Source organism: Pseudovibrio sp. Ad5 (genome assembly GCF_001623095.1).
GTDB lineage: Bacteria > Pseudomonadota > Alphaproteobacteria > Rhizobiales > Stappiaceae > Pseudovibrio.
Genome location: NZ_LMCH01000066.1, coordinates 336405 through 348306 on the forward strand (window position 1 = coordinate 336405; position 11902 = coordinate 348306).

Sequence of the window (11902 nt, forward strand, 5' to 3'; positions counted from 1 at the left end):
GGGAGTGTTTCTCCCGGTGTTTTCCGCAGGACAACAGGTTCATAGATGCTTCCTCTCGCAGTACCCACTCCCCCCGCAAAGCTACTTAAGAAGACCCAGAAGACCCTATTTGTGCGGCATACAGGTGATGAGCCTCACTCAGGAACACTGACACTAGGCGCAGTAACATTTGCGTGTGCACTTGGACGATCTGGTTTGACGCACACAAAGCGCGAAGGAGACGGCGCAACTCCGATTGGGCGTTTTGAACTGCTGAATGTGTATTACCGCTCGGATCGCAGCTCTTGTCCAGTCACATATTTGCCAGTTTCACCCCTGTCTCAAAGCGACGGGTGGTGTGATTCTCCTCAGGATACTCTTTATAACCGCCCCGTTGATCTGCCGTTTGAGCCCAGCCATGAGAAGATGTGGCGAGATGACCGGCTTTACGACATTGTTGTCGTGCTGGATTGCAATATGTATCCGGCGGTCAAAGGCGAAGGCAGCGCAATCTTCTTTCACGTGGCACGAGAAGGCTTTTTACCGACAGAGGGATGCGTTGCGGTTTATCCAGAAGTGATGCGTGAAATCCTGAAGGAAATGGCGCCCGGTGACATGCTGGAAGTCTGTGCGGATTAGTGCAAAACCAGAGAATTCGATTAGGGAGGCTTTAAAGCTGGCCTCACAATCGTCTCAGACAAGGTTTTTCCCTGCATTTTCCCTAGTAATCTAAAGTAATTTAATCCATATAGTGCCTTCTTGACGGATTACGCATGAATGGAAGCAAGCTCATGGCGGATACGCTGGTTCCCTTTTTGAAAATGAACGGTTTAGGCAATGATTTCGTGGTGTTTGATGGCCGCGCAAAGAAGGTTGTCTTAACTCCGGCGCAAATTGCAGCTATCGGAGACCGCGAAAAGGGTATTGGTTTTGACCAGATGATTACGGTCGAGCCTGCAAGTTCTGATGCTTATGCCTTTATGCGCATTCACAATCGCGATGGCAGCGAAGTAGATGCTTGCGGTAACGCAACACGCTGCATTGGCCGTCTGCTAATGGGTGAAGCAGGCACTCCAAGCGTTCCTATTCAGACCAACGCTGGTTTGCTGATTGCGCATGCATCTAACAGTCAGACTTTGGTGAGCGTTGATATGGGTGTTCCGCGTTTTGAGTGGGACCAGATCCCGCTTGCGGAAGAGTTTGCGGACACGCGTGCCATTGAGCTTCAGATCGGGCCAATTGATGCACCGGTTCTGCATTCACCCAGTGTTGTGAATGTTGGCAATCCGCACGCCATTTTCTGGGTGGATGATATTGAAGCCTACGACCTTGGGCGCTTTGGGCCACTGCTTGAGTGTCACCCAATATTCCCTGAAAAGGCGAATATCTCTCTGGCCCAGATCATTGGCGAAAACGAGATCCGCATGAAAGTCTGGGAACGCGGTGCTGGCTTGACAAAAGCTTGTGGCACCGGGGCCTGCGCAGTGGGTGTTTCTGCTGCCAGAACTGGACGGACAGGACGTAAGTGCACTGTCCATCTGCCGGGAGGACCGCTGGGTATTGAGTGGCGTGAGGACAACGACCACATCATGATGACCGGTGAAACCGCAATTGAATTCGAGGGCGAGCTCAATCTCGACACCCTCACCTACACAAAGACCGCTTCGGGGGACGCGGCAATGGAGCCTACGCAGTGAGCATTGATGTTGTGACATTTGGCTGCCGACTGAACGCTTATGAGTCGGAAGTGATGAAGCGCGAAGCAGAGGCCGCGGGCCTTAAGGGTGCCGTGCTGATCAACACATGTGCCGTGACCAACGAAGCTGTCCGTCAAGCACGACAGACCATTCGCAAAACCCGCCGCGAAAATCCGGATGCGCGTATTATCGTGACTGGCTGTGCGGCCCAGACAGAATCTGAAACCTTTGCCGAGATGGGCGAAGTGGATCTGGTTCTTGGTAACTCTGAAAAGCTGGAGCGCGCCTCTTATGGCCGTGTCGCTCAGTTTGGCATTGAAGAAACCGAGAAGGTGCGCGTCAACGACATTATGAGCGTGCGCGAGACTGCAGGTCACCTGATTGATGGACTGGAAGGACGCTCTCGTGCGTTTGTTCAGGTTCAGAACGGCTGTGACCATCGCTGCACCTTCTGCATCATCCCTTATGGCCGTGGTAACTCACGCTCTGTGCCGATGGGTGTGGTCATTGACCAGATCAAACGCCTTGTCGACAACGGATATGGCGAGATTGTTCTAACTGGTGTTGATATTACGTCCTACGGTGCCGATCTGCCGGGAACGCCTAAGCTTGGCACGCTTTGCTCCAAGATTTTGAAGATGGTGCCTGATCTTAAGCGCCTGCGTCTGTCCTCCATCGACAGCATTGAAGCTGATGATGAGCTGATGGACGTAATCGCGCATGATCATCGCCTGATGTCGCATCTGCACCTTTCCCTGCAGGCTGGCGACAATATGATCCTGAAGCGCATGAAGCGTCGTCATTCCCGCGAAGACACGATCCAGTTCTGCGAAGACGTGCGCAAAATGCGTCCGGATGTTGTCTTTGGCGCTGACATTATTGCCGGTTTCCCAACTGAGACCGATGAGATGTTCGAGAACACTCTGCGCATCGTTGATGAGTGTGGGCTGACACATCTGCATGTGTTCCCGTTTTCTCCACGTCCAGGTACTCCAGCGGCCCGTATGCCGCAGCTCGATCGCAAGATCATTAAAGAGCGCGCTGCACGCCTTCGTGAAAAAGGCCAGGAAGCTTTGCTGGCTCACCTTCGTGCCGAAGTGGGCAAGAAGCGTGAGATCCTGATTGAGCGTGAGGGACTTGGTCGCACCGAGCAATTTACTCAGGTTGAACTGGATGCGGATGTTGCCGGAAGCCTTGTCTCCGCACGCATTACAGGGCATACCGAAAGACATCTAATTGCAGAGCCACTTGGCAAAGCAGCTTAAGCTTTTACATTTCAAAGGTATCTTTCCAGCATGAGCGAAAAGAAGCGCGGTTTTTTCAGTCGCCTGTTTGGCGGTTCCTCAGAAGAAACACAGAGCCTTCAGGAGGAAAAAGCTCCTGACAGTGCAGAGCTGCGTGAGTCTTTAGAAGGCGTTCAATCCGTTCCGCTTGACCCTGTTAAAGGCCTTGAAGAAACGGCTGAAGCAATCGCAGATGAAACTCTTGATCTGGAAAATCCAGAGCTCACACCTGAGTTGGAGCCTGCGACCGAAGAGAAAGTTTCTGATAAGCCTCATGATTTGGATGAGGCAGAAACCAAAGCCCTAGAAGAGACCGCCTACCTGGACAATGACGATCTGCATGAAGAAAATTCAGCAGACGTTGAGCCTGAGCAAGATATACTTTCCCCAAAGGTCAGCGATGATGCTGCGCCCGTTGCTGAGGATACTGCCGATGGACAACCCGTTCTCACAGATGAGATCACTGAAGCATCAGGAACAGCGGAAGGACCTGAAGAAGCAGGAAGCTCTGAAAGTGTTCGGGAAAGCGGAGGATCCGGAGGAGACGAGGAAACTGGAGCGGTCGAAGAGAGCCGAGAGGCTGAAGAAGCTGGAGAAACTCCGGGAATTGCGGAAACTGGAGAAGATGTTCCAGTAAAAACGAGCTGGTTCCAGCGTCTTAAAGCTGGCCTCTCCCGTTCTTCCAATGCCCTATCCGAGGGCATCAGCTCGATCTTCACCAAGCGCAAGCTGGATGCAGATACTCTTGAAGAGCTGGAAGATATTCTGATTCAAGCAGACCTTGGCATTGATACAGCGATTGCGATTACCGACCGTGTATCTGATGGTCGCTATGATAAGGAAATTTCAGGCGAGGAAGTCCGCAGCATCCTTGCTGAAGAAATTGAAAGCGTCCTTGAACCTGTTGCTAAACCGCTGGACCTTGAAAGCGGCCATAAACCACACATCGTCTTGATGGTTGGCGTAAACGGTACAGGCAAAACCACCACAATCGGCAAGCTGTCTTCTCTGCTGCATGAGCAGGGTAAGAAAGTGATGCTCGCAGCGGGTGACACGTTCCGTGCTGCTGCTGTCGAGCAGCTGAAAATTTGGGGTGAGCGCACTGGTGCTGAAGTTGTGGCGCGCGATACCGGCGCGGATGCTGCTGGCTTAGCTTACGATGCCGTTGATGCCGCTCTCAGCAATGACACAGATGTGCTGTTGATTGATACCGCTGGCCGCTTGCAGAACAAAGCTGAGCTGATGGATGAGCTTGAGAAGATCATTCGTGTGATCCGAAAGCGTGTTCCTGATGCACCGCATACCACTTTGCTAACCCTTGATGCGACCACAGGCCAGAATGCTCTTTCTCAGGTGGAGATTTTCAGCAAGGTTGCTGGTGTAACTGGTCTTGTAATGACCAAGCTGGACGGCACAGCACGTGGCGGTATTCTGGTGGCGATTGCCCGTAAATACGGCCTGCCAGTGCACTTCATCGGCGTTGGTGAAGGCGTAGAAGACCTTGAGCCATTCTCAGCAAAAGACTTTGCAGCAGCCATTGCTGGCAAAGACCACGAGCTGGACTGACGCAACTCATGTTTCTTAGAGGAGTATAATCCTCTAAGAAACAACCCATATCAAGCAAAGAAACTTAGCGAGCCACGCTCAAGGCCATCGATGAATAGGTTTTATAATAGTCTAGCTCGTTCAGCTTTTCTGCCCAATATCGTGCTTTTTCTTTGTCTCTAATATCGTACTCGCGACTTGTGTAAATGAAAACTAATTGAAGGGCAGAACGTGGGTCTCCTGCATTTGCTGCTTTCTCAAAGTTAGAGATAGCTTTCATTGCTCCTTCACTCTGATTTCGATAAAACACTTCCATCTGCTCAGATTTAGTGAGCTTCTTGTATCCTCTATCATCTCGGATTCGCATGCCGTGCCAATTCTCTTTGAACAACAGCCCTAAATAATAGAGAGCATCAACGTAACCGTAAGATGCAGCCGTCTCAAAATTTTGCAACGCTCTATCATATTGCCCCAATTTAGTGAGAAATTCTCCTTGTACAATTAAGGCTCGCGGGTGAGAGATACTCTCCTGATCTAAAAGGTACTCGAAAATCTTTTGCCCATATGTTTCATTGCCAGTTTCCAGCATGATTTGTGCCGCAACGGACAGCTTTACAAACTCTGCAACATTGAAACCATCCAATTGTACTTCTTCAAGCTTTTCATAATATTTTTCATCTGTGATGTCGATTTCTTCACCAGCGAGAGCAAAGAAGTGCAGTAGTGCCAAGCTAGGATAGAAATCAAGAGCAGTCACACGTGTTTGTTCGAGAACCGTTTCATAACGTCTATCCCAATCGCCCATTAGTGAAGAAAACTGCTCATTCTTCCAAACTACTGGAGGCCGCTTATCTCCTACAATCGATTTGATACCTTGCTTTGTTTTGAAAAAAACAACTTCATTATCAGGATCTTCTGCAAGTCTTAAATTCGCATCAATTTCCAGTACGAGCGCAGTGTATCGCGCGACGCCTGGTAAGAAGCCATCCGCAGCACTTCTCTCCAAAATTTGAAACTGTTGGCGTATATCCTTGTCAAGGGCCGGGTGATCTACCATTGCGATGCTTGCAAGTGGCTCTCCAGCTGCAAGTGACCTCTTAAAGTCAGCTAATGCTAAATCGAGCTCCTGATGTCCCCCAACACCATGCTGTCTCAGCAAACCGCGATAGTAGAGAGCTTCAGCAACACCCGCTTCAGCAAGCATATTGAGCCCGCTCTCAAAAGCAATTCGCGCATAAGTCTCAGCATTTGCAATATTTGCTGGACGGCCTAGAGCCTTTATATAGCTATACGAAATTCGGGCTGCTGCAATAGGGTGCCCGTTTGGCCCTGCCTCATGAACGATTTTTTCGAAAGACTTATTTGCATTGCCATAAAACCCAGTAATATCTAAGGTCCGTGCAGCTCGCATATCTACATCAAAACTAAAGAGTACTGATTTCATGCACTCTAGCGAGCATGACTGTTGATTAACAACTGTAGCTTCCGCTAAAGCCTGCTGTGGCAAAGCAAAGTTTCCGCCCCACAGAAGAGCTGAAACCATTAATGCAAGTTTATTTTTCAGAAGACGCATAAAAGCTCACACCAGATAAAATCTCATCATCGTTATTATATGCAACTCTAGATTTCTTAAATGCAAGTTACATTTAAATTCCAACTCACACATAGCTCGATTATGTTCATTGGACACGCCTGAGTGATCAGATAGACTAGAGCTTCTATCGTCCTGCCATCAATTTGTGAGCTCTTCCATGACACTTGAGTATCTTCTAACGTCCTTCATTGTTGTCCTGCTGCCCGGACCAGGTGTGCTTTACACGATTGCTATCGGGCTTGGGAAAGGGCTTAAGCCAAGTGTTGCTGCTGCGTTTGGTTGTACGCTCGGGATTGTTCCAGCAGCTTTGGCAAGCATTATTGGGGTGGCAGCGATCTTTCATAGCAGCGCCCTCGCTTATCAGATCCTGAAGTATCTTGGTGTTGCTTATCTGCTTTACATGTCATGGAGCATCCTGCGCAGTGGTGGTGCGCTGGAAGTGAGTGGAGAGAAGCGCGAGAGAACTCTTTATCGCACTGCACTCGACGGTATTCTGCTTAATGTGCTGAACCCAAAGCTGTCTCTGTTTTTCCTCGCTTTCCTCCCTCAGTTCGTTTCTCCTGACAGTGAAAATGCAACATCTGCTCTACTCTTCCATGCCTTTGTTTTTATGGCACTTACATTTGTTGTTTTCATCGGGTACGGCGCAATGGCGTCGCTGGCCCGCGATTATGTGATCAACCGCCCAAAAGTTATGGCTTGGCTCAAACGAGGTTTTGCAGCTACGTTTGGTGCGCTTGGTGTTAAGCTGGCACTCTCAGAGAACTGATAGGCTTCCTGCATTTCTGGAACAACAAACTACTGGAACACAATGGAAAATTTAAAACTCAGGTTCCCGCCTGTGGCTGTCTTCTTTAGCTTTGCAATTATCATCTGGATGGTTGCAACACTGCTTCCCGGAGATATCAATCTGCATGGTGCAGAGACAGCATTTCTTGTGATTGGCATCGGAGCTGGCAGTTATTTTGGAGTGACCGGGCTCTCTGAGTTCCGCAGAGCGCGGACAACAACAAGCCCTACACACCCTGAAAATGCGAGTGCTATTGTTTCTGACGGAATTTACTCCAAAACACGTAATCCGATGTATCTGGGTTTGCAGTTCATCCTGTTGGGATGGGCCATCTTTCAGGGAAACCTGTTTGCTATTCCAGTTGCTCTGGGTTTTGCTGTCTATATCACCCTGTTCCAGATCAAACCTGAAGAAGACCTTCTGGAAGAGAATTTTGGTCAAGAGTACCTTGCCTACAAAGCACGCGTCCGGCGCTGGATGTAAGTTCTCCGCACGATGCACAAGCGCTTTGCCTTGAATGCTTCAACCTCCACTTCCTTTTGTTACCCTATGGTAAGAATGCACAAGTAGTGTCCCTAGCGTGATACTGGTCGTTGATCCAAAAGAAACAACAAAAGGGAGATCCTGATGGCCGTGCTTATGAAGTTTGATGATATCGATCAGGTTTACAAAGAAACCAGCAAAATCAAAGCAAGCCTGAAGAAAGCCAAGGTTGACGAAAAGACCGAGGATGCTTTCATGAAAGAGCTGAACCAAAAGAAGAAACGCGCGGAAGGCAAATTTTTGGATGAAGTGAACAACGATTCCAAAATTAAGAACTTCAAGGCTGAATCTTTAAAAGGGGACGGTGGCTTCACAAAAGCACTGAAGGAAGCTGCAAAGCGGACGCCAATCCAGCTGATGGAAGCGAGTGGTAAGGTTACGCTAAAAGTCGGCAAGGATGTTGTTGTCGGAACCTAGTTCCTTACTTCCACCGTAGATTTGCTATGACCATGGCCGAATGTTCGGCCATGGGTAAGTTCTTATTGCTCATTGAGCAGAGCAGCAGCACATCAAGAGCTGATGACGCCCTCAATTGCTTCCAGACGGAATGCAGCAGCCATCAGGGCCTTGGTGTACTCGGTCTGCGGATTGTCAAAGACTTCATCTGACGTCCCCGCTTCCATCACCTTGCCATGCTGCATAACGACCACATCATTGGCGAGTGCACGGACGACCTTGAGGTCGTGCGAGATGAACAGATACGCCAAGCCATGAGCCTTTTGCAGATCGCGAAGCAGGTCGACCACCTGTGCCTGAACGCTCATATCCAATGCTGACGTTGGTTCATCCAGCATCACAAACTTTGGCTCAAGCACCATTGCCCGTGCAATAGAGATACGCTGACGCTGCCCGCCTGAGAATTCATGCGGATAACGGAACCTTGTAGCTGCATCCAGTCCCACTTCTTCCAGCGCACCTGCAACCTTGGCTTCCCGTTCTTTGGCCGTGAGGTTGGGCATGTGGATCTTGAGGCCTTCGCCAACAATCTCCGAGACTGACATACGCGGCGACAGGGAGCCGAATGGATCCTGAAACACGATTTGCATATCCCGGCGCAGCGGACGCATCTGTTTCCAGGAGTGTTCCTGAATATCAGAGCCATTGAAGCTGATCTGACCGTTTGAGGAGATCATACGCAGGATCGCAAGGCCCAGCGTGGTCTTGCCTGACCCACTTTCGCCCACAATGCCCAGTGTCTGCCCAGCGCGAACGGTCACATCAATGCCATCAACTGCTTTGATGTGGCTGACTGTTTTACGCAGGAAGCCGCGTTTGACGGGAAACCAGACCTTGAGGTCTTTGGCTTCCATGACAATTGGCTGACTGGTATCGCCGGCAGGTGGATGCCCTTTAGGTTCTGCTGCCAGCAGATGCTGGGTGTATTCGTGCTGAGGGCTTTCGAAAATATCTTCGGTATCGCCGTGTTCGACAATTTTGCCTTGTGTCATCACACAAACACGATCAGAGATCCGGCGAACAATGCCGAGATCGTGCGTGATGAAGAGCATGGCCATGCCTGTGCTCTTCTGCAGGTCTTTCAGCAGCTGCAGGATTTGCGCCTGAACCGTGACATCGAGTGCTGTTGTCGGTTCATCCGCAATCAACAAGTCCGGCTCGTTTGCCAATGCCATGGCGATCATGACACGTTGACGCTGACCACCGGAGAGCTGGTGCGGATAGGACTTCAGGCGTTCTTCCGGATTTGGAATACCGACCTGATCCAAAAGTTCCAGTACCCGCTTTCGGGCATTCGTCTCACCGAGGCCACGGTGGATCTTCAGAATCTCCGCGATCTGCTGTTCGATGGTGTGTAGCGGGTTCAGTGAGCTCATAGGCTCCTGAAAGATCATAGAGATCTTGTTGCCACGCACACGGCGCATTTCACCTTCGGTCGCAGCTATCAGGTCTTCGCCCTGATAGACGATCTTGCCAGTTGGATGACTTGCAGCCGGATAGGGCAAAAGCTTGAGCACGGACAGTGCTGAAACAGATTTGCCTGAGCCACTTTCGCCCACAAGTGCGACGGTCTCGCCTTCCTTGATGTCGAAAGAGATCTGGTCAACGGCGAGATTTTCCTTTTCGCCTTGCTGGAAGGCGATGGAAAGGTCCTCAACAGAGAGGAGCGTTTGATTATCAGTCATATGCGATCCTCCCTTCTTCAGTTCATCGTTTTACGTGGATCAAAGGCATCGCGAACCGCTTCACCGATGAAGATCAACAGGCTGAGCATAATCGACAGGACGAAGAAGCCTGTCATGCCAAGCCATGGCGCTTGAAGGTTGTTCTTGCCCTGCTTGAGCAGCTCACCCAGCGAAGCGGAGCCCGGAGGCAAGCCGAAGCCGAGGAAGTCCAGCGCTGTCAGCGTGGAGATGGACCCATTCAGGATAAACGGCATGAATGTAAGCGTTGCGACCATTGCGTTTGGCAGCAGGTGACGGCGCATGATCGTACCATTGGACACGCCCAACGCTCGCGCGGCAGAGATGTACTCAAAGTTCCTGCCTCTCAGGAACTCCGCCCGGACTACGCCAACCAAGGCCACCCACGAGAAGGCGAGCAGGATTGAGAACAGGATCCAGAATCCCGGCGTCAGCACCGACGAGATAATCAAGATGAGGTAGAGCGTCGGCATTGCCGTCCAGATTTCAATGAAGCGCTGTAAGCCAAGGTCAACCCAACCACCGTAGAAGCCCTGTACGGCGCCGGCACCAATGCCGATGACGGAGGATGCCAGTGTTAGCGCCAGACCGAAGAGCACCGAGATGCGGAAACCGTAGACAAGACGAGCGAGGACATCACGGCCTTGATCGTCAGTGCCGAGCCAGTTCCAGTTGCCGATTGTACAATTGGGATCGTTCACACCCTCTGCATAACGCTCGCAGCGCAGTTCCTTATCCATCATCCAGCTTGGAGGAGCTGGTGCGGGGACCGGGATTTCGTTGTTTACCGTCTGGTAGGAATAACGGATCGGAGGCCAGAGTATCCAGCCGTTGGCGTCGATCTCTTCCTGAATGAATGGATCACGATAGTCCGTCGTTGCAAGGAAACCGCCAAACTTTTCCTCCGGGTAATCCGTAAAGACCGGCATGAGCAGCTCGCCCTTATAGGAAACCAGGATTGGGCGGTCGTTGGTGATGAATTCTGCGCCCAGTGCGAGCACAAACAGGACGAGGAATATCCAAAGGGACCAGTATCCACGCTTGTTGGCTTTGAAGTTTTGCAGGCGGCGCTGGTTAAGCGGTGACAGCTTTTGCCGCTTTTCTGGCGGTTGCGTCTGCTCTGGCAGCGGATTGATTGTTTCGTAGCCCTGATCCTGAAGGCGTTTTTCGAGTTGTGTGTCCATTGCTCGTTACACCTCCCGGCTTTCGAAATCGATCCGGGGATCAATCCAGGTGTAGGTGAGGTCTGAAACCAGATTCACAATCAAACCCATCAACGAGAAGATATAAAGCGTGGCGAACATAACTGCATAGTCGCGGTTGAGCGCTGACTCGAAACCTAGCAAGCCAAGGCCATCAAGCGAGAAGATCGTCTCAATGAGGAGTGAGCCTGCAAAGAACGCCGAGATGAACGCACCCGGAAAGCCAGCGACAACGATAAGCATCGCATTGCGGAAGACGTGACCGTAAAGCACCTGACGCTCTGTCAGGCCTTTGGCGCGGGCAGTCTGAACGTACTGCTTTCGGATCTCATCGAGGAAAGAGTTCTTCGTCAAAAGCGTTGTTGTTGCAAACGCGGAGAGTGCCATTGCAGTCAGCGGCAGAACCAGATGCCAGAAATAGTCGAGGATCCGTTGTGGCCATGACATATCGCTCCAGCCCTCTGAGGTGAGACCTCGGAGCGGGAAGAAGTCCCAGAAGGAGCCCCCGGCAAAGAGAACAATCAGCATGATTGCAAACAGGAAGCCCGGGATTGCATAGCCAACAATGATGATGCTGGAGGTCCAGACATCGAACGAGGTGCCATCTTTTACTGCTTTGCGAATACCAAGGGGGATCGAGATGCCATAGGAGATGAGCGTCATCCATAGGCCTAGCGAGATAGATACCGGCAGCTTTTCGACGATCAGATCAACAACAGCAATGTCACGGAAATAGCTTTCGCCGAAATTGAAGGTCGCGTAGTCCAAGATCAAGCGCCCGAAACGCTCCAGAGGAGGTTTATCGAAGCCAAACTGGACCTCGAGTTCCTTGATGAACTCCGGATCAAGGCCCTGTGCTCCTCGATATTTCGATCCTGCACTGTCTCCGCCGCCCTGATTGGCTGCGGCAGAACTTCCAAAATCACTTCCACCACCCGAAATGCGGCTGGTTGCGGATACACTATCCCCTTGCAATTGAGCGATAACTTGCTCAATCGGTCCGCCTGGTGCGAACTGAATAATGACAAAGTTGATTGCCATGATGCCGATAAGGGTCGGGATCATCAAAAGCAATCTACGCAGAATATAGGCGCCCATGGGCTTCTTTTG

General features: G+C 50.8%; 11 protein-coding genes. 7 read left to right on the plus strand and 4 right to left on the minus strand.

Features of this window, described 5'->3' with window-relative positions:
- Positions 1–111 precede the first annotated feature (111 nt).
- The 4 genes from PsAD5_RS26680 (at position 112) to ftsY (ending at position 4525) form a co-directional block, all read left to right on the plus strand.
- The gene (locus PsAD5_RS26680) at positions 112–618 is read left to right on the plus strand and encodes a L,D-transpeptidase family protein (protein ID WP_244271704.1); all 507 of its coding nucleotides are present in this window, start codon (positions 112–114) and stop codon (positions 616–618) included.
- A gap of 134 nt (positions 619–752) precedes the next feature.
- The gene (gene dapF / locus PsAD5_RS26685; protein ID WP_244272118.1) at positions 753–1676 is read left to right on the plus strand and encodes a diaminopimelate epimerase; all 924 of its coding nucleotides are present in this window, start codon (positions 753–755) and stop codon (positions 1674–1676) included.
- Positions 1673–2941 (plus strand): tRNA (N(6)-L-threonylcarbamoyladenosine(37)-C(2))-methylthiotransferase MtaB, encoded by a 1269-nt coding sequence (gene mtaB, locus PsAD5_RS26690; RefSeq protein ID WP_063294287.1) that lies wholly within the window; start codon positions 1673–1675, stop codon positions 2939–2941. Before dapF ends, mtaB begins: the two co-directional genes overlap by 4 nt.
- 30 nt (positions 2942–2971) lie before the next feature.
- Positions 2972–4525 carry a signal recognition particle-docking protein FtsY gene (gene ftsY / locus PsAD5_RS26695; RefSeq protein ID WP_063294288.1) on the plus strand — a complete coding sequence of 518 codons (1554 nt, stop codon included), beginning with the start codon at positions 2972–2974 and terminating at the stop codon, positions 4523–4525.
- 64 nt (positions 4526–4589) lie between these two features.
- On the opposite strand, the gene PsAD5_RS26700 is transcribed toward ftsY, so the two are convergent.
- Positions 4590–6077: a hypothetical protein gene (locus PsAD5_RS26700; RefSeq protein WP_063294289.1), complete on the minus strand. Its 1488-nt coding sequence runs from the start codon at positions 6075–6077 to the stop codon at positions 4590–4592.
- Positions 6078–6255: 178 nt separating this feature from the next.
- Between PsAD5_RS26700 and PsAD5_RS26705 the strand changes: the two genes are divergently transcribed.
- The 3 genes from PsAD5_RS26705 (at position 6256) to PsAD5_RS26715 (ending at position 7848) form a co-directional block, all read left to right on the plus strand.
- Positions 6256–6867 (plus strand): LysE family translocator, encoded by a 612-nt coding sequence (locus PsAD5_RS26705; RefSeq protein ID WP_063294290.1) that lies wholly within the window; start codon positions 6256–6258, stop codon positions 6865–6867.
- Positions 6868–6909: 42 nt separating this feature from the next.
- The gene (locus PsAD5_RS26710) at positions 6910–7371 is read left to right on the plus strand and encodes a methyltransferase family protein (RefSeq protein WP_063294291.1); all 462 of its coding nucleotides are present in this window, start codon (positions 6910–6912) and stop codon (positions 7369–7371) included.
- A 144-nt stretch (positions 7372–7515) separates the two neighbouring features.
- The gene (locus PsAD5_RS26715) at positions 7516–7848 is read left to right on the plus strand and encodes a hypothetical protein (RefSeq protein ID WP_057463051.1); all 333 of its coding nucleotides are present in this window, start codon (positions 7516–7518) and stop codon (positions 7846–7848) included.
- 92 nt (positions 7849–7940) lie between these two features.
- On the opposite strand, the gene PsAD5_RS26720 is transcribed toward PsAD5_RS26715, so the two are convergent.
- Genes PsAD5_RS26720 through PsAD5_RS26730 form a run of 3 tightly spaced genes read right to left on the minus strand, consistent with a single transcriptional unit; the run spans position 7941 to position 11890 of the window.
- A complete protein-coding gene (locus PsAD5_RS26720) occupies positions 7941–9572 on the minus strand; it encodes an ABC transporter ATP-binding protein (RefSeq protein ID WP_063294292.1) in 1632 nt (543 codons plus the stop codon).
- A gap of 17 nt (positions 9573–9589) precedes the next feature.
- Positions 9590–10774, minus strand: coding sequence for an ABC transporter permease (locus PsAD5_RS26725; RefSeq protein ID WP_063294293.1), 1185 nt, complete (start codon positions 10772–10774; stop codon positions 9590–9592).
- A gap of 6 nt (positions 10775–10780) precedes the next feature.
- Positions 10781–11890, minus strand: a complete 1110-nt coding sequence (locus PsAD5_RS26730; protein WP_063286361.1) for a microcin C ABC transporter permease YejB — start codon at positions 11888–11890, stop codon at positions 10781–10783.
- Positions 11891–11902 lie beyond the last annotated feature (12 nt).

Coding starts and splice junctions, on each gene's coding strand:
- dapF (WP_244272118.1), top strand. CDS start 753: ATGAATGGAAGCAAGCTCATGGCGGATACGCTGGTTCCCTTTTTGAAA.
- PsAD5_RS26715 (WP_057463051.1), top strand. CDS start 7,516: ATGGCCGTGCTTATGAAGTTTGATGATATCGATCAGGTTTACAAAGAA.
- PsAD5_RS26720 (WP_063294292.1), bottom strand. CDS start 9,572: ATGACTGATAATCAAACGCTCCTCTCTGTTGAGGACCTTTCCATCGCC.
- PsAD5_RS26725 (WP_063294293.1), bottom strand. CDS start 10,774: ATGGACACACAACTCGAAAAACGCCTTCAGGATCAGGGCTACGAAACA.
- PsAD5_RS26700 (WP_063294289.1), bottom strand. CDS start 6,077: ATGCGTCTTCTGAAAAATAAACTTGCATTAATGGTTTCAGCTCTTCTG.
- ftsY (WP_063294288.1), top strand. CDS start 2,972: ATGAGCGAAAAGAAGCGCGGTTTTTTCAGTCGCCTGTTTGGCGGTTCC.
- PsAD5_RS26705 (WP_063294290.1), top strand. CDS start 6,256: ATGACACTTGAGTATCTTCTAACGTCCTTCATTGTTGTCCTGCTGCCC.
- PsAD5_RS26710 (WP_063294291.1), top strand. CDS start 6,910: ATGGAAAATTTAAAACTCAGGTTCCCGCCTGTGGCTGTCTTCTTTAGC.
- PsAD5_RS26730 (WP_063286361.1), bottom strand. CDS start 11,890: ATGGGCGCCTATATTCTGCGTAGATTGCTTTTGATGATCCCGACCCTT.